At 72.1% G+C, this 23,836-nt stretch carries 21 protein-coding genes; 10 read left to right on the top strand and 11 right to left on the bottom strand.

Annotation, left to right across the window (positions count from 1 at the left end):
* Nucleotides 1-52: 52 nt before the first annotated feature.
* Entirely contained in the window at nt 53-1,378 is a 1,326-nt protein-coding gene (locus DEJ43_RS34485) for an ABC transporter substrate-binding protein (protein ID WP_015038079.1), read from the bottom strand.
* Between the two features lie 279 nt (nt 1,379-1,657).
* Here DEJ43_RS34485 and DEJ43_RS34480 point away from each other — a divergent pair, with 279 nt between their 5' ends.
* Together DEJ43_RS34480 and DEJ43_RS34475 are read left to right on the top strand one after the other, a co-directional pair.
* Entirely contained in the window at nt 1,658-4,057 is a 2,400-nt protein-coding gene (locus tag DEJ43_RS34480; protein WP_015038078.1) for a glycosyl hydrolase 2 galactose-binding domain-containing protein, read from the top strand.
* A complete protein-coding gene (locus tag DEJ43_RS34475) occupies nt 4,054-5,100 on the top strand; it encodes a LacI family DNA-binding transcriptional regulator (protein WP_015038077.1) in 1,047 nt (348 codons plus the stop codon). The genes DEJ43_RS34480 and DEJ43_RS34475 overlap by 4 nt, the downstream gene beginning before the upstream one ends.
* Nucleotides 5,101-5,264: 164 nt before the next feature.
* On the opposite strand, the gene DEJ43_RS34470 is transcribed toward DEJ43_RS34475, so the two are convergent.
* The 4 genes from DEJ43_RS34470 to DEJ43_RS34455 form a co-directional block, all read right to left on the bottom strand.
* The gene (locus DEJ43_RS34470; protein ID WP_015038075.1) at nt 5,265-6,572 is read right to left on the bottom strand and encodes a cellulase family glycosylhydrolase; all 1,308 of its coding nucleotides are present in this window, start codon (nt 6,570-6,572) and stop codon (nt 5,265-5,267) included.
* A gap of 340 nt (nt 6,573-6,912) precedes the next feature.
* Nucleotides 6,913-8,094, bottom strand: a complete 1,182-nt coding sequence (manA, locus tag DEJ43_RS34465; RefSeq protein ID WP_041664512.1) for a mannose-6-phosphate isomerase, class I — start codon at nt 8,092-8,094, stop codon at nt 6,913-6,915.
* 119 nt (nt 8,095-8,213) lie between these two features.
* The gene (locus DEJ43_RS34460; protein ID WP_015038073.1) at nt 8,214-9,188 is read right to left on the bottom strand and encodes an ROK family protein; all 975 of its coding nucleotides are present in this window, start codon (nt 9,186-9,188) and stop codon (nt 8,214-8,216) included.
* A 555-nt stretch (nt 9,189-9,743) separates the two neighbouring features.
* On the bottom strand, nt 9,744-10,709 hold the full coding sequence (locus DEJ43_RS34455; protein ID WP_015038072.1) for a pirin family protein: 966 nt from the start codon (nt 10,707-10,709) through the stop codon (nt 9,744-9,746).
* Between the two features lie 119 nt (nt 10,710-10,828).
* On the opposite strand from DEJ43_RS34455, the gene DEJ43_RS34450 reads away from it, so the two are divergent.
* The 3 genes from DEJ43_RS34450 (at nt 10,829) to DEJ43_RS34440 (ending at nt 12,410) form a co-directional block, all read left to right on the top strand.
* On the top strand, nt 10,829-11,176 hold the full coding sequence (locus tag DEJ43_RS34450) for a tetratricopeptide repeat protein (protein WP_015038071.1): 348 nt from the start codon (nt 10,829-10,831) through the stop codon (nt 11,174-11,176).
* Nucleotides 11,177-11,229: 53 nt separating this feature from the next.
* Nucleotides 11,230-11,652 carry a DUF6153 family protein gene (locus DEJ43_RS34445; RefSeq protein ID WP_015038070.1) on the top strand — a complete coding sequence of 141 codons (423 nt, stop codon included), beginning with the start codon at nt 11,230-11,232 and terminating at the stop codon, nt 11,650-11,652.
* A 92-nt stretch (nt 11,653-11,744) separates the two neighbouring features.
* Complete coding sequence (locus DEJ43_RS34440) at nt 11,745-12,410, top strand: DUF305 domain-containing protein (RefSeq protein WP_015038069.1); 666 nt, start codon at nt 11,745-11,747, stop codon at nt 12,408-12,410.
* A gap of 135 nt (nt 12,411-12,545) precedes the next feature.
* On the opposite strand, the gene DEJ43_RS34435 is transcribed toward DEJ43_RS34440, so the two are convergent.
* The gene (locus DEJ43_RS34435) at nt 12,546-14,207 is read right to left on the bottom strand and encodes an amidohydrolase (RefSeq protein WP_015038068.1); all 1,662 of its coding nucleotides are present in this window, start codon (nt 14,205-14,207) and stop codon (nt 12,546-12,548) included.
* A 91-nt stretch (nt 14,208-14,298) separates the two neighbouring features.
* Nucleotides 14,299-15,714, bottom strand: coding sequence for a purine-cytosine permease family protein (locus DEJ43_RS34430; RefSeq protein WP_015038067.1), 1,416 nt, complete (start codon nt 15,712-15,714; stop codon nt 14,299-14,301).
* Between the two features lie 151 nt (nt 15,715-15,865).
* Between DEJ43_RS34430 and DEJ43_RS34425 the strand changes: the two genes are divergently transcribed.
* Complete coding sequence (locus DEJ43_RS34425; protein ID WP_041664510.1) at nt 15,866-16,495, top strand: TetR/AcrR family transcriptional regulator; 630 nt, start codon at nt 15,866-15,868, stop codon at nt 16,493-16,495.
* Between the two features lie 7 nt (nt 16,496-16,502).
* Here the strand turns inward: DEJ43_RS34425 and DEJ43_RS34420 are convergent, their stop codons facing one another.
* Nucleotides 16,503-17,951 (bottom strand): dihydrolipoyl dehydrogenase family protein, encoded by a 1,449-nt coding sequence (locus DEJ43_RS34420; protein WP_015038065.1) that lies wholly within the window; start codon nt 17,949-17,951, stop codon nt 16,503-16,505.
* A gap of 115 nt (nt 17,952-18,066) precedes the next feature.
* Here DEJ43_RS34420 and trxA point away from each other — a divergent pair, with 115 nt between their 5' ends.
* Nucleotides 18,067-18,435: a thioredoxin gene (trxA, locus tag DEJ43_RS34415; protein WP_015038064.1), complete on the top strand. Its 369-nt coding sequence runs from the start codon at nt 18,067-18,069 to the stop codon at nt 18,433-18,435.
* Between the two features lie 205 nt (nt 18,436-18,640).
* Here trxA and DEJ43_RS34410 read toward each other — a convergent pair whose 3' ends face one another.
* From DEJ43_RS34410 to DEJ43_RS34400, 3 genes are all read right to left on the bottom strand, one after another.
* A complete protein-coding gene (locus tag DEJ43_RS34410; protein WP_015038063.1) occupies nt 18,641-19,825 on the bottom strand; it encodes a thiolase family protein in 1,185 nt (394 codons plus the stop codon).
* A 197-nt stretch (nt 19,826-20,022) separates the two neighbouring features.
* Nucleotides 20,023-20,292 (bottom strand): hypothetical protein, encoded by a 270-nt coding sequence (locus DEJ43_RS34405; RefSeq protein ID WP_015038062.1) that lies wholly within the window; start codon nt 20,290-20,292, stop codon nt 20,023-20,025.
* A 17-nt stretch (nt 20,293-20,309) separates the two neighbouring features.
* Entirely contained in the window at nt 20,310-21,344 is a 1,035-nt protein-coding gene (locus tag DEJ43_RS34400; protein WP_015038061.1) for a LacI family DNA-binding transcriptional regulator, read from the bottom strand.
* Between the two features lie 155 nt (nt 21,345-21,499).
* Between DEJ43_RS34400 and DEJ43_RS34395 the strand changes: the two genes are divergently transcribed.
* Genes DEJ43_RS34395 through DEJ43_RS34385 form a run of 3 tightly spaced genes read left to right on the top strand, consistent with a single transcriptional unit; the run spans nt 21,500 to nt 23,753 of the window.
* The gene (locus tag DEJ43_RS34395) at nt 21,500-22,762 is read left to right on the top strand and encodes an MFS transporter (RefSeq protein ID WP_015038060.1); all 1,263 of its coding nucleotides are present in this window, start codon (nt 21,500-21,502) and stop codon (nt 22,760-22,762) included.
* 41 nt (nt 22,763-22,803) lie between these two features.
* On the top strand, nt 22,804-23,511 hold the full coding sequence (locus tag DEJ43_RS34390) for an alpha/beta fold hydrolase (RefSeq protein ID WP_015038059.1): 708 nt from the start codon (nt 22,804-22,806) through the stop codon (nt 23,509-23,511).
* A 14-nt stretch (nt 23,512-23,525) separates the two neighbouring features.
* On the top strand, nt 23,526-23,753 hold the full coding sequence (locus tag DEJ43_RS34385; RefSeq protein ID WP_041663218.1) for a hypothetical protein: 228 nt from the start codon (nt 23,526-23,528) through the stop codon (nt 23,751-23,753).
* The last annotated feature ends 83 nt before the right edge of the window (nt 23,754-23,836 follow it).

The following is a 23,836-nucleotide window of genomic DNA, read 5'->3' as shown; positions in this document are numbered from 1 at the left end:
GGTCCAGGGGGCCCCGGCCGGTGTCGTACGGCCGGGGCCCGCTCCGCCGGTATCAGCTACCGACGGTCTTCGCCGCCTCGTCCCACCTCTTGTTCAGGTCGGCGAAGAAGTCCTCCAGGCTGCCCTTCGCGGCCCCCCGGGCCGTGTCGATCAGCTTCTGACGGTAGTCCTGCTTGTTGAGGCCGATCTCGGCCGCCTCGTCGATGTCGTTGACGGCCGCGGTCTTCGCCTCGGAGCGGTCGAAGAGCATGACATCGTTGTCAACGAAGTCCTTCAGGGTGGCGGGCATGGGTGCCGACTTGACCGCGGAGACCACACCCTCCTTCTCCGCGAAGCCCGACTTCTCGGTGAACCAGTCCACCCAAGCGCGCGCCGCCGGCTTGTTCTCCGAGTAGACGCTCACGGCCTGCTGGTAGTCGGAAACCAGGGCGGCACAGTGCTTGCCGCCCTTCTGGACCGGGAAGGGCATGAAGCCGATGTCGTCGGCCGAGCCACCGGCCTCCACCGCGGCGGCCTGCATCTGCGTGATCGACCAGGAGCCCAGCATCATCGTGGCGATCTTGCCTTCGCCGAGGAGCGCCTTGGAGACTTCCCAGTTCGTAGTCGTCGGATCCTTCTCCGACAGCCCCTGCTTCGCGATGCTGTAGAGGAGGCTGTCGACGACGTTCAGCTCGCTCCCGGCCTTCCAGGGGGAGACCGGGCCCGCGAGCGCGTTGCTCGCCTGGGCGTCACAGCCGACGACACCGAGGTTGCTGGTCCACTGGACCAGCGGCCATCCGTCCTTGAAGTTGGTGTAGTACGGGGTGGCACCAGTCTTGTCCTTGATCGCCTTCAGGCCGGCCAGGAACTCGTCCGTGCTCTTCGGCCACGCGGTGACGCCCGCCTGCTGCCACAGCTTCTTGTTGTAGACGAAGCCGTTGGCGGTGCCGAACTGCGCGATGCCGTAGACCTTGCCGTCCACCTCGGTCTTGTCGCTGAAGCGGTACTTCGAGAGTTCGTCGGTGGTCCCGAGAGGGGCGAAGAACTTCGGGTAGTCGTTCTTGGCCACCGCCCCGGGGATGAAGAGCACGTCACCGTACTCCTTGGTGTTCATGCGGATCTTCACCTCCCCCTCGTAGTCGGTGATGCCGTCGAACGTGACCTTCACCTTCGGGTAGACCTTGTTGAACTCGGACGCGTACTTCTGCAGCGCCCCGCTCTGGACCAGGTCGGTCCGCTGGGTCAGGACCTTGATCTCGCCGGAGACCTCCTTCGGGTCCGACGGAGGCGCGGCCACCTCTCCGGTGGCACCGCCGCCTCCGCCGCCGCACGCCGACAGCGCGAGCATCACGGCGGCCAGCACAGCGCCCGAAAGTGCCGTCGTCTTCTTGTTCCCCATGGCCCAACTCCTTCAAAGTCACGGCTCAGGTCATCGGTGGGATGACGGCACTATGTCAGCCAGTCGTGAACCGGTAAAGTGTTGATTTCCAGCGTGATGCCTAATCGTTACCCGGACCAGCCGATTGCCAAGTGCCGATGCGGCCATGTGCCCGATGCGCTGCGCACCGTGCTGACCACCTACGCTTCACCGGTTCATGGACAGTTAAGTAAATGTACGGCTAGCTTGTCGGCCCGTACACGCATCCCGCCCACTGCCAGGCGATTGGAGCCGCACACCATGAAGGACGTCACCCAGCTGCACGAGGGGTGGAGCCTGCGCCACGAGGGCGCGGTGCTCCCGGCGCAGGTGCCCGGTTGTGTCCACACCGACCTGCTCGCCGCAGGAGTGATACCGGACCCGTTCCTCGGGTCGAACGAGACCGACATCGCCTGGGTCGGCCGTCGCGCGTGGTCGTACCTGACGGACCTGACGGCCGACGGCGGCGGGCACGAGCGCTCCGAGCTGGTCTTCGAGGGCCTGGACACCGCCGCAGAGGTCTTCGTCGGCGGGGAGTCGCTCGGTACGACGCGGAACATGCACCGCGTCCACCGCTTCGACGTCACGGGCCGGTCGGGGCCGCTGGAGGTCCGTTTCGACTCGGCGTACGACGAGGCGGAGAGGGTCCGGGCGCTCACCGGCGACCGGCCCAACGTCTACCCCGAACCCTTCCAGTACATCCGCAAGATGGCCTGCTCCTTCGGCTGGGACTGGGGCCCCACCGTGGTCACCGCCGGCATGTGGCGCCCGGTGCGGATCGAGCACTGGTCCACCGCCCGCCTCGCCGAGGTCCGCCCGCTGGTCACCATGGACGGCACCACCGGCCACGTCGAACTGCGGGCCGGGACCGCGCGCACCGAGAACGGGGCGGGCCGTCCGCTCACCCTGCGGGCCACGGTCGCCGGAGTCGCCGCCGAGACCTCCTTCGAGGGGGCGGAGGCAGTGCTCCGACTGGAGGTGCCCGAGCCGGAGTTGTGGTGGCCGCGCGGGTACGGCTCCCAGCCGCTGTACGGGCTCGACGTCGAGCTCCTGGACGAGGACGGCACGCCGCTCGACTCCTGGTCGCGGCGGATCGGCTTCCGTACCGTCACCGTCGACCGCTCCGAGGACGCCCACGGCACCGGCTTCACCTTCGTCGTCAACGGCGTACGGATCTTCGCACGCGGCGTCAACTGGATCCCCGACGACGTCCTGCCGTCCCGGGTCACGCCCGAGCGGTACCGCACCCGTCTCACCCAGGCCGCCGAGGCCAACGTCGACCTCGTACGGATCTGGGGCGGCGGGATCTACGAGGACCACGCCTTCTACGACGTCTGCGACGAGCTGGGCCTGATGGTGTGGCAGGACTTCCTCTTCGCCTGCGCCGCGTATCCCGAGGAGCAGCCGCTGCGCGGAGAAGTGGAGGCCGAGGCGCGCGACAACGTTGTCCGCCTGATGTCGCACGCCAGCCTCGTCCTCTGGAACGGCAACAACGAGAACCTCTGGGGCTTCCGCGACTGGGAGTGGGAGGCGCCGCTGGCCGGCGACTCCTGGGGCGAGGGCTACTACCTCGGGACCCTGCCCCGGATCGTCGCCGAGCTCGACCCGACCCGCCCCTACGCCGCCGGCAGCCCCTGGTCCGGTTCCTGGGACCACCACCCCAACGACCCCCGGCACGGCACCCACCACTCGTGGGAGGTCTGGAACCGCCAGGACTACGCCGAGTACCGGGCCGACGTGCCCCGCTTCTGCGCCGAGTTCGGCTGGCAGGCCCCGCCCGCGATCAGCACCCTGCGGCGCGCCCTGCCCGGCGAGCACCTGGCCCCCGACTCCCCCGGGATGCTGCACCACCAGAAGGCCGAGGACGGCAACGGCAAGCTGAACCGCGGCATCGAGCGCCACTTCGGCCTGCCCGACGGCGACTTCGACCGCTGGCACTACCTCGCCCAGGTCGTCCAGGCCCGCGCCGTCGCCGCCGGCATCGAGCACTGGCGCTCCCATTGGCCGGTCTGCGCGGGCACGATCGTGTGGCAGCTCAACGACTGCTGGCCGGTGAGCAGTTGGGCGGCCATCGACGGCGACGGGCACCTCAAGCCGCTCTACCACGAGCTGCGCCGCGTCTACGCCGACCGGCTCCTCAGCCTGGTCCCCGCGGAGGAGGGCCCGGTGCTCGCCCTCGACAACCAGTCCGGCACCACCTGGCGCACCACCGTCACCCTGCGCCGCGTCGCCGCCGACGGCACCGTGCTGAAGGAGGTCGCCCTCGACCTGGAGGCGGAGGCCCGGACGGTGGTGCGGATGGTCGTCCCGGCTTCCCTCCTGCCGGCGGCCGACTCCGGCAAGGAACTGCTGGTCGCCGACGCGGACGGCCTCCGGGCGGTCCACCTGCCGGTCTACGAGAAGGAGTTCGCGTATCCGGCGGCCGCGTACGACGTCCTCGTCGAACCGTCCGGCGAGGGCGGCTCGGTCGTGACCGTCACCGCCCGCACCCTCGTACGGGACCTCCTGCTCCAGGCGGACCGGCTGGCCCCGACGGCCCGCGCCGACCAGGGCCTGGTCACCCTCCTGCCGGGCGAGGAGGTCCGGATCGGCGTGCGCGGCTGGGCGGGCGACGACCCGGAGGCCGTACGGGCGGCCCTGTTCAGCGTGGGAGCGGCGTGAGCGCCCCAGCCTCCCGCATCCCCGGCCAGCGGGTCACGATCAACGACGTGGCCGCGCTGGCCGGGGTGTCCAAAGGTGCCGTCTCCCTCGCCTTCAACAACCGCCCAGGAGTGTCCCCAGCGACTCGGGAGCGCATCTTCGCGGCGGCCGGGGAACTCGGCTGGAGCCCGAACCAGACCGCGCGCAACCTCTCCGGACAGCGGGCGGGCATCGTCGGCCTGGCGATCTGCCGGCCCGCCCGCCTCCTCGGCCTCGAACCCTTCTACATGGAGTTCATCTCCGGCATCGAGGACGTCCTCGCCGAACGCTCCTGCTCCCTCCTCCTCCGGCTCGTCCGCGACCTGGACGAAGAGACCGCCCTCTACAAGGAGTGGTGGCGCGGCAGGACCGTCGGCGGGGCGATCCTCGTCGACTTCCACCAGGACGACCCGCGCATCGCCCCCCTGCGGACCCTCGGCATGCCGGCCGTCGCCGTCGGCCATCCGTCGCTGACCGGCGGGTTCCCCTCGGTGTGGACGGACGACGCCTCGGCGGCCGCGGAGGCGGTGCGCTACCTGGCCGCGCTCGGACACCGGCGCATCGCCCGCGTCGGCGGCCCCGCCGGCCTCGGACACAGCGGCATCCGGGCGGCAGCGTTCGAGGACACCATGACCGAACTGGGTCTGGACGGACGCCGGCAGGTGGCGACCGGCTTTGTCGGGGAGGAGGGGGCGCGAGCGACGCGTAGTCTTCTGACGGCCCCGGACCGGCCGACGGCGATCGTGTACGACAACGACATCATGGCCGTCGCCGGGGCCGCGGTGGCCGCGGAGATGGGGCTCGCGGTCCCCGACGACCTCTCCCTGCTGGCCTGGGACGACTCCCAGCTGTGCCGCCTCACCCACCCCCCGCTGTCGGCGATGAGCCACGACGTGCACCAGTTCGGCGAACAGGTCGCCCGAACCCTGTTCGGGGTCATCGAGGGGACCCACACGGGCGCATATCAGGTGCCCACGCCGTCCTTGACGCCTCGCGGATCGACGGGGCCGCCGCGGCGTACGTAGGCCAGAAACAGCGTTGAGGGGCTGCCTCTCCAGGGGCAGCCCCTCAACGCCTTCCGCCAGCCCGGTGGGGAAGGCGGAAGCAAACGAGGAGCGGGCTCCGGGGCAGGGACGTGCCCACGGAGCCCGCTCCTCTCGCACCCGGTGCGGCGGGTGCGGTACGGGGGTCAGCTCTTGGCGCAGGGGACGCCGTCAAGGCTGAAGGAGGCGGGCACGGCGCCGGGGCCCGCGACGTTGACGCCGAAGCTCACGGCCCCACCGACCGGAACGGACGCGGTCCAGGACTCGTTGGTGGCACGCACCTGTCGGCCGGTCTGGGTGACGGAGGCGTTCCAGGAGGAGTTCACCGTGGTGCCGGCCGGGAGTTCGAAATCGAGCTTCCAGCTCTTGAGGGGCTGTTCGCCAGTGTTGCGGACGGTGATGTCCGCGTTGAAGCCGGTGCCCCAGTCGTCCAGCCGGTAGGCGACGGAGCAGCCTCGGCGGTAGACACCGGCCTCCTTCGAGGTCTGCTGGATGCCGTCGGGGCCCTGGAAGAGGCGCTCGCCCCAGGGGGTGAGCTGCTCGGCGTCGAAGCCGGTGGCGAGGTCGAGGTATTCGACGCCGCCGCCGTTGCCGCTCCAGGACCAGCCCATATAGCCGAGGTCCAGCCGTCGGGCGGTGGCCATGATGGCGTCCTCGTCGGGGTTCCCGTCGGAGTGGTCGTAGCCGAACTCGCCGACCACGATCGGAAGACCGCGGTCGACGAAGCTGCCGAGGTAGTCCTCGACCTCGGCGGCGGTGTCGTACACGCCGTACATGTGGATCGAGAAGACGGTGTTGCGGTCGGGGTCGGCCGCGAAGACGGCGGGGGCGTTCTCGCGCATGGTGTTCGACCAGTCCTGACCCCAGTTGGGCGCGTCGGCCATCAGCGTGTGGTCGAAGCCGGCCGCGCGCAGCCGGCCGATGGCGTCCTTGGTGTCCTGCGTCCAGGCGCTGTAACCGGCGTTGCCGTGGGGCTCGTTGCCGAGGTTGACGATGACGTACTTCTCCTGGCCCTTCAGTGCGCTCGCCACCTCCAGCCAGTAGTCGACGGCCTCGGAGAGGGAGGCCGCATCGCTCTGCTCTCCGTATCCGGTGGTGTCGTGCGCCTCCAGGACGCAGACGAGCCGGTTGGCCTTGCACTGCGCGACGACGGCCGCGACGTCGGAGGCGTCGTTCCTGGTCCAGCGGGTGCCGGTGGAAAGGACCACCCGCACGGAGTTGGCACCCAGAGCCTTGATGTCGGCGAGGGACTGCCCGGTGCGGTCGGTGTACCAGGTGTGGGCGTGGTTGACGCCGCGGAGGACGAAGTCCTTGCCGGTGGCGTCGACGAGCCGTCCGTCCTCGACGCGGAAGCCGTCGGACCGCTCGGCGGCCTGGGCGGTGACGGGGACCGAGGCGAGCGTGGCGACGAGGGCGAGCAGCGTCGCCGCCGAGAGGACCCGTGTCCTGTTCATGTGGTGCTCCCAACTCGAACCGCGCCTTCAGGGGAAGATCGGGCGCGGCGGTGCCTGACATGGAGTGAGATCGCGGCCGATCGGGGCCGGTCGCCCCGGGCGGGCCCACGGGTAGTGGGCAGGCCGCCGCCGTCCGTCCCCCACTGCCCGGAGGGTGCTGCGGCTCGGTTCCGGGCAGTGGGGATCAACCGCAGGTGCGGTTCAGGTCGTCGCCTTCTTATCGGCGATTTCTCCTGCCGGTTCCTGGCGGCCGAGTTGAGGCTAGAGGTCGTGATGGCCGATAACAATAGCCGAAACATAACCGGTTAAGTTTAGTCCCGGTTTTGTTGAAGCCCAGTGATCAACCAACGCGTTGGGCGGTGCCCGTCGTGGCGCGGAATACCGTACCGGTCCCCTCCAGGCCGGCCTCGGTGCCCGCGGGCACGTACACGGCCTGCCCTGGGTCGATGACACAGCTGTCCCCCGACGAGAAGACGGTGGTGGTCCCGCTGGCGCAGAGAAGGATCTGTGGGGCGTCCAGCGTCACACGCCGGCGCGGCTCCCCGGCGCGCAGGCGGTACCGCGACAGGCGGAAGTCGTCCACGGGCGCCGGATACGCATCCTCGTCCCCCTGCTTCCGAGGGACCAGGACGCGGGCGGGGGGCTCGTCGAAGCGGACGACCCGGGTCAGTTCCTCCGCATCGACGTACTTCGAGGTGAGTCCGCACCTCAGGACGTTGTCGGAGCTCGCCATGATCTCCACTCCCAGTCCGGAGAGGTACGCGTGCGGGACTCCGGCTCCGATGAACAGCGCCTCGCCCGGGCTCAGTTCGACGTACCGGAGCATCAGCGCGGACAGAAGTCCAGGGTCTCCGGGGTGAGCACGTGCAATGCGGTCGTAAGCAGTGACGGGGGCTTCTCCCGCTGCGGCCGCCAGCCCCTGGGCCACGGCGTCAAGCAAACCCGCCGGCGGTCGGAGGAAGGCCCGGAACACCTCCGCGAGCGCCTGCCGCTCGGGAACGACTCGCAGGGTCTCGATGTACGGCCGCAGTTCCGGGACCTTCAGGGAGTCGAGCAGGTCGGCGGTGTCCGCCGGGCTCCGGAAACCGCACAGCCCCCGAAAGGGGGTGAGGGCGACGATCATCTCGGGCTTGTGCTGGTCGTCGCGGTAGTTGCGATCGGGCGCGTCCAGGGGCACACCCAGCGCGTTCTCCCGCGCGAAGCCGGCCTGGGCCTGGGCGAGGTCCGGGTGGACCTGGACGGAGAGCGGCGCCTCGGCGGCCAGGAGCTTGAGCAGGAACGGGAGCCGGGGCCCGAACCGGCGCACGGTGACCGCGCCGAGCTCGCGCTCCGGATCCTCGGCGATGAGGCGGTCCAGCGGGACCGGGACTCCATCCCTGAGCACTCGGGAGGGCGCCGCCGGATGGGCACCCATCCAGAGCTCGGCCTGGGGCGCCCCGGTGGGCGGCACCCCCATGAGCTCCGGCAGCAGCGTGCGGGAGCCCCAGTCGTAGGGCTGAACGGTGTTGTGGAGGAGATCCATGACCATTTCCTGGAGTGCTTTACGGGTGAGGTGAGGGCAGGGCGCCACGCGTCGTGGGGGCTATCGGCGCTCGTGCGCGGGCACAGTGGCCCCGCCCATGTCCGGTGCAGGGTCAGGGGTCAGTTGGCCGTCAGGCCGGTCGCACCCGCGCCGGCACGGGACAGCCCAGAGGCCGCGACGCCGGCGGCGGCCGCGCCGATCAATCCGGAGTCGAGAGCCAGACCGGCGGTCACGACCGGAAGGTCGCGCGTGAAGTCGAGGACCGCGAACGACCTCAGGTGGTGCCGCAGCGGCCCGAACAACACGTCGCCCGCCTGAGAGACACCGCCTCCCACGACCACCAGGTCGAGTTCGACGAGTGCGGCCGTCGCCGCGATGGCGGCGGCCAGGGCGCGGCCGGCCCGGTCGAACGCGGCGAGCGCCCTCGGGTCGCCCTCCCGGGCCGAGACCTCGACCTCGCGGGCGGTGGCGGGAAGGCCCGGCGGGGGCGTCCAGCCCGATTCCAGCGCGTGTGCGGCGATCGCCGTACCGCTGGCGTAGCGCTCGACGCATCCCCGGGCGCCGCACGGGCACAACGGGCCGTTCTGGTCAACGGTGATGTGCCCGATGTGGCCGGCATTCCCCGTCGTCCCCGCATGGAGGGATCCCCCCAGGATCAAGCCTCCGCCGACCCCGGTCGAGACGACCATGCACAGGGCGTTCGCCGCGTCCTTTGCCGCACCGATCCAGTGCTCCGCCGCCGCCATCGCGACCGCGTCACCGACCAGCACCGGCTCGATGCCCGCCGGAACGGCGGGATGGCTCCGCACCCGCTCCACCAGGGGGAAGGAGCGCCAGGCCGGGATGTTCACCGGGCTCACCGTGCCCGCGAAAGTGTCCACAGGACCGGCACTCCCGATCCCCAAGCACGACAGCGCACCCCACTCGGGACGGGCCGAGAGCTCGTCCACCACCGAGGTCACCGCCGCCATCATCGCCCGGGCCGACTCGCGCGCGGGCGTCGGCCGCTGCACCCTCGCCACCACGCGCCCCTCGGCGTCGATCAGCGCCCCGGCGATCTTCGTACCACCGATGTCCAGCGCTCCGTACACCATCCGCCCAACCTCTCCAGAACCGTCTGAACTGCGAGCACCACTCTGCCGAGCTATGACAACGTTGTCTAGAGAATGACGGATCCGGTTAAGTCACACGGGGGTGGCGGAGCTCTAGGCGGACCCCCGCCACGCCTGATCTTCCTGAGCCCGGCATCCCGGCACTGCCTGCACGCGTGTGGTCGAACGCGTCCCCACCTCTTCAGGGTGACTGCAGTGTGTCGGCGCGCCACGCGGGCCACCTGCGGCCGGCGCTCCAGCGCCAAGCGGCTCCTCAATGCCCCCTGGCGGGAGCTGGGCGTAGCGCGGGTCGGCGGAAGTTGCGCGATCACGTCGTGGCGGAGAGGGCACATACGACGACGAAGCGAAGCGGCGGACTTGCGCCGGTGCCGTCACCGGCGCTGAAGCCGTGCTGGACCCCACATTCCACACAGAGAAGCTCCCTCGCGAATCCCATGGACCCCCGCCCCGCACCCAAGGGGCCGGCAGCGGATCGGGGGCCCAGTCATGGTGGGCGCGTGGCGTGTTCAGGCCCGCCAGGTCACACGTTTACCCAGGTCAGCGCACTCGCCCCCGCGCCTTCAGCGGGGTCGCCGGCACCTCCGGGGCGTCCAGGCGGTCGCCGTCGTAGCCCTTGACCTCGCCGAAGCGGTCGGACGTCATCCACTGCTCGCGCGCCGCGCGGATCTCCTCGTCCGTGCGGCCCACGAAGTTCCACCACATGACGATCTCCTCCTCGAAGGGCTCGCCGCCGAGGAGCATCAGGCCGGCGTCGGAGGCGGCGCGGAGGGGGAGTTCGGTGCGGCCGCAGCCGAGGTAGAGCATGGAGCCGGGCAGGACGGGGACGCCGTCGACGTGGGCCTCGCCGGACATGGCGAGGACGGCGTACTCGAAGTCGGGGTCCAGCGGCAGGCGCGTCTCGGTGCCGGCCGCGAGGGCGAGGTCGGCGCCGACGAGCGGGGTGTACGTGGTGCCGGGCGAGGCGGCGCCGTCGAGGGCGCCGAGGATCACCGTGGCGGTCAGGCCGGGGGCGGTGACCCGGGGCAGCTCGGCGTGGTGCTGGAAGTGCGGCTCCACGTGGCGGTGGGCGTCGGGCAGGGCGACCCAGAGCTGCGCGCCGTGCAGGAGGCGGGCGTGCGGCCGGGGGCTCTCCTCCGAGTGGGAGATGGCCCGGCCCGAGGTCATGAGGCCGAGTTCGCGGGGCCTGATGGTCTGGAGGCTGCCGGTGGAGTCGCGGTGCAGGACCTCGCCCTCGTGGAGCCAGCTGACGGTCTGGAGCCCCATGTGCGGGTGGGGAGGTACCTGCATGCCGGGCTCGTCGGCGATGTCGTCGGGGCCGTAGTGGTCGACGAAGGCCCAGGCGCCGACCATGCGGCGGCCCAGGTTGGGGAGCAGTCGGCGGACCTCGGTCGACTCTCCGAGCTGGACGTGCCGGGGGCTGAGGAGTTCCCGCACCGGCTCGGCGACGACGAAGCCGCGGCCGCCGCACACCGTCACCGTGGCCTGGCGATCAAGATTGCTCATGCTCAACCTGTTCCTGTCCGGAGAGAAGGCTGTAGTGGAATGTTCAACCATCTGCGCTTGTTGACCTGGTCGACCACCTCACAGGGTGGCAGATCCGGGCCTCTGGAAAGGGCGGGCAAGTGAGCGACACGTACTACGAGTTCGGAACGGCCGGCGAACGCTGGGACCGCGCCCAGCTCTTCTTCGACGCGAAGGAGTACGGCACCGCCGTGCGCATCCTGCGCGGCCTGGTCGCCGAGCACCCGGAGCAGACGGCCCAGCGGCTCCTGCTGGCGCGGGCGTACTACCACTCCGCCCAGCTCTCCCGGGCCGAGACCGAGCTGCGGGCGATCCTGGACCGCGACCCGGTCGAGCACTACGCCCGGCTGATGCTCGGCCGCACCCTGGAGCGGCTGGGGCGCACGGACGAGGCCGCGCCGCACCTGCGGATGGCCGCCGCGATGTCGGGCGAGACGCCCGCGTCCTGACGCCGCCCTGATACCCCCGTACGGTATATTCGCCGGCCAGGAGGTCCTAGGCCGTGCGAACACACCCAGCGGAACGCCGCAGACGAGCGGAAGGCGCCCTGGCGCGTCTTCTGCTCGTCGTCGTGCTCGCGCTCGGCGTGTTCCTGATGCACGCCGTCGGCCACCCCGAAGGGTCCGGCGGGGATACGGGGACCTCCCCGGCCTCCGCCCACGCAGCCGCGTCCCACCACGAGGCCGCCCCCGAGGGCGGTGCGGGGTCCGACGCCCGGCACGATCCGGGGCCGGGGATGGACATGACCACCCTGTGCGTGGCCGTGCTCAGCGGCTGGCTGCTCACCTGCCTCGTCCGGGCCGCGCTCGGCCGCCGCCCCGACTGGCTCACCCTTCTGCTCACGCGGCTCACCCCCGCGCTCGGGCCGCACGCACCGCCGCCCCGGCCCCCCGACCTCACCCAGCTGTCCGTACTGCGGATCTAGGCCGTACCCCCGTCACCGCGGGCGCCCCGCGCTGCCCGCACGACGTCCGTACGCCCGATCTCTTCCGTACGACAGCACACGAGGTGTCACCCATGCGTTCCTTCACCCGCCGCACCGCCAGGAAGTTCGCCCTCGCCGGCGCCGCCACCGCGACCGGCCTCCTGCTCACCGCCTGTGGCAGCGACGACGGCGCGAGCGGAATGGACCACAGCGGCACGTCGGCCTCGGCGACCGTGTCCACCGCCGCCCCGTCCGCGACCCCGTCGGGCCCGTCCTCGTCCGGCGCGCCCGCGTCCGGCGACTTCAACGACGCCGACGTCATGTTCGCCCAGATGATGATCCCGCACCACGAGCAGGCCCTGGAGATGGCCGGGCTCGCCGCCGGTCGCGCCGAGGACCCCGAGGTCAGGAAGCTGGTGGCCGCGATCGAGCGGGCCCAGGACCCGGAGATCCAGAAGATGAAGGCCTGGCTCAAGGGCTGGGGCAGGCCCGAGTCCGCCGGCCACGGCTCCGGCGGTCACGGCATGGCCGGGATGATGTCCGAGCAGGACATGAAGGACCTGGCCGGGCTCAAGGGCAGGGCCTTCGACCGCAAGTTCGCCGAGCTGATGATCGCCCACCACGACGGAGCCGTCGCGATGGCGAAGGACGAGCGGAACAACGGCCGCAACGCCACGGCGAAGGCGCTCGCCGACGACGTCGTGCGGACCCAGTCCGCCGAGGTCGCCGCCCTGAAGAAGATCCTCGACCGGCTCTGACCCGGTCCGATCCCGGCTCTGGCGCGGCCCCGATCCGCGTCCGATCCCGCTCCGAGCGGCTCCGCCTGTCCGCCCGCACGGCGGCCCGTCCCCCTCGGGGCGGGCCGCGGTCCGGGTGCCGCGAGCGGTGGGCGCTCAGCGCTCCACCACGACCTCGCCGCCCACCACGACCGTCTCCGCCACCGTGCCCGGGATCTCCTCCGGGTCGACGCGCAGGATGTCGCGGGAGAGGACGACGAAGTCGGCCAGCTTGCCCACGGTGAGCGAACCCCGCTCGTGCTCCAGGAAGTTGGCGTACGCCGAGCCCATCGTGTAGCCCTCGACGGCGGCGGCGACGTCGATCGTCTCGCCCGCCGTCCAGGCCTCCCCGCCGCCCGGCGCGCGGCGCGTGACGGCGGCGTGGATGCCGACCATGGGGTCCATCTCGGCGACGTTCCAGTCACTGGAGAGGGCGAGCACCGCGCCGGCCGCCCGCAGGCTGCGCAGCGGCCAGGCCTTGTGCCAGCGCTCGGGGCCGACGTTCTCCGCCCAGTCCTGGCCCGGGCCCGCGATGTCGGGTGCGGCGTGCCGGGGCTGCATGCAGGCGACGACGCCGAGGGCGGCGAAGCGCGGGGTGTCGGCGGGGTCGAGGCACTCGACGTGGACGACCTGGTGGCGTGCGTCGCGGGGGCCGTTGGCGGCGCGGGCCCGCTCGACGGCGTCGAGGACGGTGCGGATGCCCCGGTCGCCGGTGGCGTGGACGAAGCACTGGAAGCCGCGCGCGTCGAGGCGGGTGAGCAGCTCGGCGAACTCCTCCGGCGGGTAGAAGGTGTCGCCGCGGTGGTGGGAGCAGCCGGCGTACGGTTCCAGGAGGGCGGCGGTACGGGGTTCCACGACGTCGTCGATGTACAGCTTGAGCGGGCCGACGCGCAGCCGGTCGTCCGCGAACTCCTTCGCCGCCGCCTCGAACTCGTCCAGGTCGGCCTCGGTCGTGCTGCGCGGATGGAAGAGCGCGGCGACGATCCGGGAGCGCAGCCGGCCCTCGCCGCGGGCGCGCCGGAAGAGGGCGAGGTCGTCGAGGGAGTTCTGGGGTTCGACGACGGTGGTGATGCCGAAGCCGATGGCGTCGTCGAGGCTCTTGGCGAGGCGGCCGTACTGCCGGTCCGGCGAGGCCCACGGCAGGCCGAGCTCGCGCAGGGCGCGGTGGCCGTCCCGGGAGAGGCCCTTGACGGCGAAGTCCTTGACGAAGCCGGTGGGTTCCCCGGTGGCCGGGTCGGTGACGGCCCGCCCGAAGGGGAGGTCGGTGTGGTCGCGGTCGACGCCGAGCCGCCGGAGGGCGGCGGTGTTGAGCCAGGCGGTGTGCACGTCGTAGCTGAGGACGAGGGCGGGGGTGTCGCCGGTGGCCGGGTCGAGGTCGGCGGCGGTGGGCATCCGCCCGCCGGGGACGGCGGAGTAGTCGAAGGCCTCGGCCTCGATCCAGTCGGCGTCGGGGTGCGCGGTGTGCCAGGCGCGGACGCGGGCGTGGATCTCGTCGAGGGTGCGGGCGCCCGCGAGCTGGACGCAGGCGTCGTCGGAGCCGAGCCGGACGTGGTTGTGGGCGTCGACGAAGCCGGGGAGGACGAGGCGTCCGTGAGCGTCGATGACGCGGGTGCCGGGGCCCGCCCAGGCTCCGGCATCGGCGTCGACGCCGATCCAGACGATGCGGCCGTCCCGGACGGCGAGGGCCTCGGCTTCGGGGAGCGCGGGGTCGACGGTGTGGATCCGGGCGCCGGTGAGGAGGAGGTCGGCGGGGGCGGGGGTGGTGGTGGTGCCGTTCATGGCGGATGACTCCGTGACGTGCGTACGGGGGGAGGGCGGGTGCGGGAGGGTGGCGGCGGGGGGCGGCAGCGGCAGGGCGGGCGCGGAGGCCTCAGGCCCGTACCGGTGCGACGGTGCGGCGGGCGAGGAGCACGTACACCAGGGCGGAGACCACCGCGCCGAGCAGGGTGAGGTCCGCGCCGCCGAGCGGGGCGACGAGCGGGCCGGTCCACAGCTCGGAGTCGCAGGTGAGGGCGGAGAAGAGCAGGCCCGCGAGGAGGGCGGTCAGGCCGGCCGGGTGCCAGCCGGAGCGGTACCAGTACGGGCCGCCGGTGCCCGCGTGCAGTCCGGCGGCGTCGTAGGTGCAGCGGCGGAGCACCATGTCGGCGAGGAAGACTCCGCCCCAGGGGGCGAAGACGATGATCAGGAGGGAGAGGAAGGACAGCAGGGAGGTGGTGAAGTCGGTGAGGAAGAGCGCTCCGAGGGAGCCGATTCCGGTCACGGCGGCGCTGATGACGATGGCGCGGGCCCGGCTCCAGGGGATGCCGAGGACCTGGAGGTTCAGGCTCGACGAGTAGAGCGTGATGATCGAGTTGGTGACCGAGCCGCCGAGGACCAGCGCGAGGAAGAGCGGCTGGAACCAGCCGGGGAGCAGGCTCTCGGTGCCCGCGACGGCGTCGGCCATGTCGACCTGTGTCGCGGCGGCCACGCCGGTGATCCCGAGGGCGACGGAGGAGACGAAGCCGCCGAGCGCGCCGCTCCAGGTCACGGCCTTGAGGGAGGTCGTGCGGGGCAGGTAGCGGGTGTAGTCGGCGGGCATCGGGAGGTACGAGAAGGGGCCCGCGAGCATGACCACGAAGGCCAGGCTCCAGCCGGCGGCGCCGGGCCCGGCGGAGGGGGCGGCGGTGTCGGCGCCGGGCAGGACCAGGAAGAGGAGCACGGCGAAGCCGGCGGCGAGGACGTAGGCCATCCAGCGTTCGGCGAACTGGACGGTGGCGTGGCCCCAGAGGGCGACGGCGAAGGTCAGCGCGAGGGTGACGGCGAGGGCGAGGGCCCGGGCGGCGGTTCCGCCGCTCCAGCCGAGGTCGGCGAGGAAGGCTTCGAGGGCCAGGGTGCCGACCACGGTGTTCACGATGGTGTAGCCGATGCTGACGATCCAATTGAGCAGGCCGGCGGGCCAGTTCCCGCGCGGGCCGAAGGCGGCCCGGGAGATGACGAGGGTGGCGGTGCCGGTGCGTACGCCGCTGAGGCCGGCGGCGCCGATGGCGAGGAAGGAGAGGCCGCCGAGCACGACGACGAGGGTGGCCTGCCAGAAGGAGAGCCCGAAGGCGACGGCCAGGGCGCCGTTGATGACGTAGGTGAAGGTGAGGTTCGAGCCGAACCAGAGCCAGAAGACGTCCTTGGCGCTGCCGTGCCGTTCGGCGTCGGGGATGGGGTCGATGCCGTGTTCCTCGACCTGGAACACCTCGTCCCGGCCCGTGGCCGCCGTGGCCCCCGTGGTTCCGGGCGCCGTCTCGTGTTCGAGCACACCGCACCTCCTGATCTTGAATGCCGTTCTAAGTTTTAGAATGGCATTCAAGATGTGCGATGGGTTCCGGCCACGTCAAGACCTTCGGCGGTTGCGATTAGGGTCGACCCGGCAGGGACACCCGCGGATCGAGGGAACGGGGACGGTGGCGGTGGCAGGCGCGGCACGACGGCGGGACGGACACGTCACGCAGGAACGGATGCTGGAGGAGGCCATGACGGCGATCGCCGAGGACGGCCTCGCCTCGCTCACGATGTCGGCGCTCGCGGAGCGGCTCGGCACCAGCGGCGGCCACATCCTGTACTACTTCGGCAGCAAGGACCTGCTGCTGCTCGCGGCGCTCCGGTGGAGCGAGGCCGCACTCGCCGAGGAGCGGCGTGCGCTGCTGGCCCGGCGCCTCACGGCCGAGCGGAAGCTCGACGCCTTCCTCCGGCTCTACCTGCCGCGCGGCCCGCGCGACCCGCGCTGGACCCTGTGGATCGAGCTGTGGGCGCGGACCCCCGGCAACAGCGCGCTCCGCGAGGCCCAGGAGGAGCTGGACCGGGGCTGGCAGGAGGATCTGGAGACGCTCTTGGCGGCGGGGGTCGAGCGGCGGCGCTTCGCCCCGCTCGACACCGGCGCCCGCGCCTCCGAACTCCTGGCCCTGCTCGACGGGTTGAGCACCCGGGTCGTCCTCGGCCAGGAGTCGGGCCGCGATCCTCGACCGGCCCTCGACGCGGCCCGCTCGGCGGCCCGGGCGCTCATCACCCCGTACACCGCCGGGGCGGGTACCGCGAAGTGACTGCCCGTCAGCCCCGGTAGGCCTCAAGGAGGCGCAGCCAGGCCTCACTCAGCGTCGGGTACGAGGGAACGGCGTGCCACAGGCGGGCGATCGGGACCTCGCCGACGACCGCGACCGTCGCCGAGTGGAGCAGCTCGCCGATGCCGGGGCCGACGAAGGAGGCACCGAGGACGACCTCCCGGTCGAGGTCCACGACCATCCGGGCGTGGCCGCGGTAGCCCTGGGCGTAGAGCCCGGCCCCGGCGACCTGCCCCATGTCGAGGTCGACGGCCCGGACCCGGTGGCCGGCCCGCTCGGCCTCGGCGAGCGAGAGGCCGACGGCGGCCGCCTCGGGGTCGCTGAACACCACCTGGGGGACGGCCGCGTGGTCGGCGGTGGCCGCGTGCGGCCCCCAGCTCGCCCCGTCCAGGGAGGCGTCACCCTTCGCCCGGGCGGCGATCGCGGCACCGGCGATCCGGGCCTGGTACTTGCCCTGGTGGGTGAGGAGCGCGCGGTGGTTGACGTCCCCGACTGCGTAGAGCCAGTCGGTGCCGTCGACCAGGAGGCTGTCGTCCACGTCGAGCCAGGAGCCCGGCTTCAGACCGACCTTCTCCAGCCCGATGTCCTCGGTGCGCGGGGCCCGGCCGGTGGCGAAGAGCACCTGGTCGCCCTCGACGTGGTCGCCGCCCTCCAGGACGACGGTGACCGGTCCCGTACCGCCGTCGCGCACCACCGCGCTGACGGAGACCCCGGTACGGATCTCGGCGCCGCGCGCCGTGAGCGCCGCGGCCACGTGCTCGCCGACGAAGGGCTCCATGCGGGGCAGCAGCCCCTCGCCGCGCACCAGCATCGTGACCTTCGAACCGAGGGCGTGCCAGGCGGTGGCCATCTCGACCCCCACCACTCCCCCGCCGACGACGACGAGACGTCCGGGCACCCGGTCGGAGCTGGTCGCCTCGCGGCTGGTCCAGGGCCGGGCGCCGGACAGGCCCGGCAGGTCGGGGAGGACGGCGCGGCTCCCGGTGCAGACGGCGACCGCGTGCCGGGCGGAGAGGACGTGGTGCTCGCCCTCGGGTCCGGTGACCTCGACCCGGCGCGGCCCGGTGAGGCGCCCGTGGCCCCGGAAGATCCGTACGCCGATCGAGTCCAGCCAGTCCACCTGGCCGTCGTCCTGCCAGTCGCCGACCACCTGGTCCCGGTGCGCGAAGACCTCGAGGGCGTCGAGCGGCCCGTACACCGACTCGCGCAGTCCCGCGACCTTCCGGGCGTCGGAGCGGGCGATCACCGGCCGCAGGAGGGCCTTGCTGGGCATGCAGGCCCAGTACGAGCACTCGCCGCCGATCAGTTCGCCCTCGACGATCGCGGCGGTCAGGCCGGCGGCCCGTACCCGGTCGACGACGTTCTCCCCCACCGGGCCCGCGCCCAGCACCACCACGTCGTACTCGTTCTCGTGCGCGTGCGCCACCGTTCGTGTCATGGGTCCCAGTCTGGCTGGCAGGATGCGGAATAGCGCGGCTCGATACGCCGTTGTGCCGGGCGAGTCCCCAGGGGACCGTGAGGACACCGCCAGGAGACCCCGAAAGGTAGGAAGCATGAGCACCGTAGAGCTCACCAAGGAAAACTTCGACGAGGTCGTGAGCGGGAACGAGTTCGTCCTGATCGACTTCTGGGCTTCCTGGTGCGGTCCCTGCCGTCAGTTCGGGCCGGTCTACGAGGCGGCCTCGCAGCGCCACGAGGACCTGGTCTTCGCCAAGGTGGACACCGAGGCGCAGCCGGAGCTGGCGGCGGCGTTCGAGATCCGCTCGATCCCGACGCTGATGATCGTGCGCGACAACGTGGCGATCTTCTCCCAGCCCGGCGCCCTGCCGGAGGCCGCCCTGGAGGACGTCATCGGGCAGGCGCGGAAGCTGGACATGGACGAGGTCCGCAAGTCCGTCGAGGACGCCAAGCAGCAGCAGTGATCCGCGGCGAGGCCGTCTAGCAGCGGCAGTGATCCGCAGCCAGGCCGCCTGGCAGCGGCAGTGACCCACCGCGAGGGGGGTACGGGAGCGACTCCCGTACCCCCCTCGCATGCTGTCCGGTCGCGTGTGCCCTCCGGTCTCGTGTGCTCTCCGGCCGGACCGGACGCTGGCCGGCCTGACCGGCCGGGTTCAGCGCTCCAGGACTTCAGCGCTCCAGGACCAGGGCGAGGCCCTGACCGACGCCGATGCAGAGGGCGGCCAGGCCGGTGCCCGAGCCGGCCGCCGCAAGCTGGTGCGCGACCGATCCGGCGAGCCGGGCGCCCGAGGCGCCGAGCGGGTGGCCGATGGCGAGGGCGCCGCCGCGCGGGTTCACGATCTCGGGATCGAGTTCCGGCCATTCGGCGAGGCAGCCGAGCGACTGGGCGGCGAAGGCCTCGTTGAGCTCGAAGGTCGTGAGGTCCTCGAAGCCGCGCCCGGCCTTCTCCAGCGCCCGTCGGACCGCCGCGACCGGCCCGAGGCCGAAGAGCTGGGGCTCGATGCCGGTGACGGCGGAGGTGCGGATCCGGGCGAGCGGCTCACGGCCGGTCTCGCGCAGCCCGTCCTCGTCGACGAGGAGCAGGGCCGCCGCCCCGTCGTTGAGGGGCGAGGAGTTGCCCGCCGTGACGGAGCCCTCGGGGCGGAACGAGGGCTTCAGCTTGGCGAGGGCCTCCATGGACGTGGTGTCGCGGACGCATTCGTCGCGGGGGAGCTCCACTCCCGGGTAACCGACGACCTCGTCGTCGTAGAGCCCCTTCGCCCAGGCCTCGGCGGCCTTGCGGTGGCTGGCGAGGGCGAAGGCGTCCTGCTGCTCGCGGGTGATGCCGTGCTTGTCGGCGATCAGCTCCGCGCCCTCGCCGAGCGCGACCGTCCACTCGGCGGGCATGCGCGGGTTCGTCATGCGCCAGCCGAGGGTGGTCGAGTGGAGCTGCTGGTGGCCGGCCGGGAAGGCCCGCTCGGGCTTCTGCAGCACCCAGGGCGCGCGGGACATCGACTCGACGCCGCCGGCGACCGCGACCGAGGCGTCGCCGAGGGCGACGGCGCGGGCGGCCTGGATGACGGCCTCGAGGCCCGAGCCGCACAGCCGGTTGACGGTGACACCGGGGACGGTCACCGGGAGCCCGGCGAGCAGCACGGCCATCCGCGCCACGTCGCGGTTGTCCTCGCCGGCGCCGTTGGCGTCGCCGAAGTAGACGTCGTCGATCCGCGCCGGGTCGAGCGCGGGCGTGCGGTCGACGAGCGCCCGGACCACGTGCGCCGCGAGGTCGTCCGGGCGCACCGGGGCGAGGGCGCCCCCGAACTTCCCGATCGGGGTGCGGACGGCCTCGACGATGTAGACGTCGCGGATGCTCATCGGTTCTCTCCCACGTGACCTCGGGAACGGCTCGGTGCGTTCCCCTGGTGAAAGGACTTTCGCCGTAAAGACTTTCGTCCTGCTGCGCGCGAGGAGTCTCTGCCCGTCGGAAGCGCCCTGTCAACGGGCCCCTTCGGGACACGGCGGGGCCGGGCCCGGACACCGGACGCGTCCGGAGGGCCGTGAACCGTCCCAGGTCAGCCGCGTGCCACCGGGCGTACGAGGGCCGTGAGTCCGTAGTCGAGCTCGCGGCCGTCGACCAGCAGCGCCTCCACCGTACGCGTCTCCGGGTCGATGTCGGCCCGGAGGCCGTGCCCCTCGTAGATCGGATAACCCGACTCGCCGTGCCGCCCGGTGGCCTCCACGACGGCGGTGCGGACCGCGCTGTCCGTCACGGCGGCGCCGCCCCGGTCCTCCACGTGCGCGGGCACCAGCAGGATCTCGAAACGCTTCGGAACTGTGCTCATGGACCGACGCTAAGCGCTCAGCTGGACTCCCGCCGGACGACCCGCGAGTCCAGGAGCGCCCGGGTGCGGGGCGGCACTTCCGGTTCCCGTACGGCCCGGTCGACCAGCTCGGCGAGCTCGCGCCCCAGCACCATGTCGATCCGTACGGTGCTGAGCCGGGGGCGCAGCAGCCGCCCGAGCAGCAGGTCGTCCGCGCCGACGACGGCGGTCTCCCCGGGCACGGCGATCCCGGCGTCCTGGAGCGCCCGCATGAGCAGCATCGCGTACTCGTCGTTGTAGCCGAAGACGGCGTCGAGGCCGAGGTCACGCCACCGGGCGGCGAGCTCGTTCGCCGACTCCTCCTCGTACCGCAGGGGCAGGGGTACGACGGTGGCCCCGGTGCCGGCGACCGCGCGGCGGGCGCCGTCGAGGCGGGGGCCGGAAAACATGGCGAGGCCCGGCTCCTCGGGGATGACGACGCCGATCCGGCGCCGGCCGCTCGCCACGAGGTGCGCGGTGGCGACCTCGCCCACCTTGCCCTGGTCCATGACGAGGGCGTGAGTGCCCTCGACAGCCCGGGTGCCGAGGGTGATCACGGCCCGGGCCCCGGAGCGCTTGAGGATCTCGACGCCCTGCCCGGTGAGCTGGACCTCGCCGAGCGAGACGACGGCCACCGGCCGCAGCTCGGCCCAGGCGCGGGCGGCCTCCTCGGCCTCCAGGCCCACGCTGCCGTACTGGACGACGGTGTAGTCGAGGCGGCGCAGGGCCCACTGGAACTCGTTGAAGAACTGGCTGTAGAGGGGCCCGACCGGGACGTGGGAGGTCGGCAGCAGGACCATCCGGCTGTGCCCGGCCCGCAGACTGCGGGCGGCGGCGTGCGGCACGTATCCGAGCTCCTCGGCCGCTTCGCGCACCCGTCGGCGGGTGGGCTCGCTGATGCGGACGGCCGAGGTGTTGTTCAGGACGTACGAGACGGTGGCCCGGGAGACGCCCGCGAGACGGGCGACGTCGGCGCTGGTCGGGACCGCGCGCCCGGCGGGGCGCTCGGGGGTGCGTTCGGTTGGCTGGCTCATCGCTTCGGCATCTTTCCAGAACGATCCGGCACAGGGTCTGGCGGATGGCCGGAATCGAGTGCTACACAATGCTCACACGAGTCACTGACACGTGTCACTTCATGGTTCGATCCGCTTCTCGCCCCCTCGTCGGGCGATCTCCCCAGGAGGGCACCGTGGCCCTTTCCTCCCCCGGCTCCACCGCCTCCGGCACCGGCACCCCGGACCCCGCCTCCCCCGCGGCCGGCCGACCCACCCGCGGGCTGATGGCGCTGCTCCTCGCCGGCAACACCGCGATGTACACGCTGTACATCGGCGTACCCGGCCTGCTCCTCGCGCTCCAGATCGAGGAGATCGACCCGGCCGGCAAGGTGGCGAACTTCGGTCTGGTCTCCGGCATCTCCGCAATCTTCGCGACGGTCTTCAACCCGGTCGCCGGCGCCCTCTCGGACCGCTCGGGGCGCCGCAACCCGTGGATCCTCGCCGGCGGCCTGCTCACCCTCCCCGTGATGCTGCTCCTCGGCAGCGTGCACACCATCCTGCTGGTCACCATCGCCTGGTGCCTCGGCCAGGCCGTCATGAACATCTACCAGGCGGCCCTGACCTCGGTGGTCCCCGACCGGATCCCGCTGGCCGCCCGCGGCAAGGCCTCCGCGGCCGTCGGCCTCGGCCTCCCCGTCGGCTCGACGATCGGCGCCCTCGTCGGCGCCGCCTTCTCCGAGGACTACCGCACCGGCTACCTCGTCTTCGGTGCGATCGTCGCCGCCACCGCCGTGCTCTTCACCGCCTGCGCCCGCGAACAGCGCATGCCCGCCAAGGCCCCGCTGCCGGTCAAGCGGCAGCTGGCCGCCTTCGGCAGCGCCCTCAAGGACCACGACTTCCGCTGGGCGTTCATCGGCCGGGCCCTGCTGGTCCTCGGCTACTTCGCGGTGGCCGGATTCCAGCTGTACATCCTCAAGGACCACACCGACCTGCCCGCCGGACTCAGCCCCGAGGAGGCCGTGGCCATCCTCATGCCGGTCAACTCGATCGCCATGGTGGTCTCCACCGTGCTCGGCGGCTGGCTCTCGGACCGCTACGACCGCCGCAAGCTCTTCGTCGGCGCCTCCGCCGCCCTCGCCGCCGTCGCCCTGCTCATACCGGCCGTCTCCACCAGCTGGACGGCGATGCTCGCCTTCTCCGTCGTCAACGGACTGGGCTTCGGCTGCTACATGGCCGTCGACACCGCCCTCGTGACCATGGTGCTGCCGAAGGCCGAGGACGCCGCCCGAGACATGGGCGTCCTCAACGTCGCCAACGCCGGGCCGCAGATCGTCGCCCCCTTCGTCGCCTCCCTGGTGGTCTCCCTCAGTGGCGGGTACACGGCGCTGTTCCTGATCGCCGCCGTACTGTCGGTACTCGGCGCACTCGCCGTGCGCCCCATCCGCAGCGTGCGCTGACCCCGGTCGGCGCCCGCCGAGCACCGTAGAAAGGCGGCACCGTGCGTCTGCACACGACCACCTGGGGATCCGGGGACCGGACCGCCCTGCTCGTCCACGGCCTCATGGCCGACCACCGCACCTGGCGGCGGGTCGGACCGGCGCTCGCGGAACGCGGCTACCGGGTGGTCGCCGTGGACCTGCGCGGACACGGGCTGAGCCCACGGGCCGCCGGGCCCGAGGAGTACCGGCCGGCGGACCACGCCGACGACCTCGTCGAAACCCTGTCCGGCGGCGTCGAGTTGGCCATCGGGCACTCGCTCGGCGGACTGGCCCTGGCACGGGCCGCCGAACGCCTCAAGCCCGCCAGGGCCGTCTACGTCGACCCGGCCTGGCACCTGGGCGCGGGGCCCGACGGATACCGCCCCGAGGTGTTCGTCCGCGGCAGTACGCTGACCCGCGCGCAGATCAGGAGCTTCAACCCGGACTGGCCGGACGAGGACCTGGACACCGAGATGGCCTCCGTACGGCTCTGGGACCAGCGGTCGGCGTACGGCCTGGTCGACTCCATCGGCACCGACCTGTGGCCGGACCGGGCCGTCGTGCCCTCCCTCGTCACCCTCGCCGACCCGAGCGTGCTGGTCTCCCCCGAGGCGGCCCGGATGCTTGCGGGCCGCGGCTTCACCGTCCGTACGGTGCCCGGGTCGGGCCACACCATCCACCGGGACGACTTCGACGGGTTCATCTCCGCGCTGGACGGATGGATCTGACGTACCGTTCAGACATGGACGAGTCGATGGATTCCCCGATGGTGGGACTGCTCGGCCGGGTGACGGGCACCGTCGGGCCCGGTCTCGTCGGCGAGGTGATCGTCCGGATCCGGGGCGGTGCCGAGCACTTCCTCGCCCATCCGGCCTCACCGAAGGAGCGGATCGACGTCGGAACGGTGGTGACGGTCATGGAACATCTCCCTCCACGCACCGTCTATGTCACAGCCGCGTACGACAGTTGACCGAACCGTTGAGTGACGCCCACCACGGGCGCACACTCCCTTCACCGGATCCGCTCCGGCTCCGGTGAAGGGGGACCTTTGTC

The organism is Streptomyces venezuelae ATCC 10712 (assembly GCF_008639165.1).
Classification (GTDB): domain Bacteria; phylum Actinomycetota; class Actinomycetes; order Streptomycetales; family Streptomycetaceae; genus Streptomyces; species Streptomyces venezuelae.
This window is presented reverse-complemented; position numbering and strand designations above follow the sequence as displayed.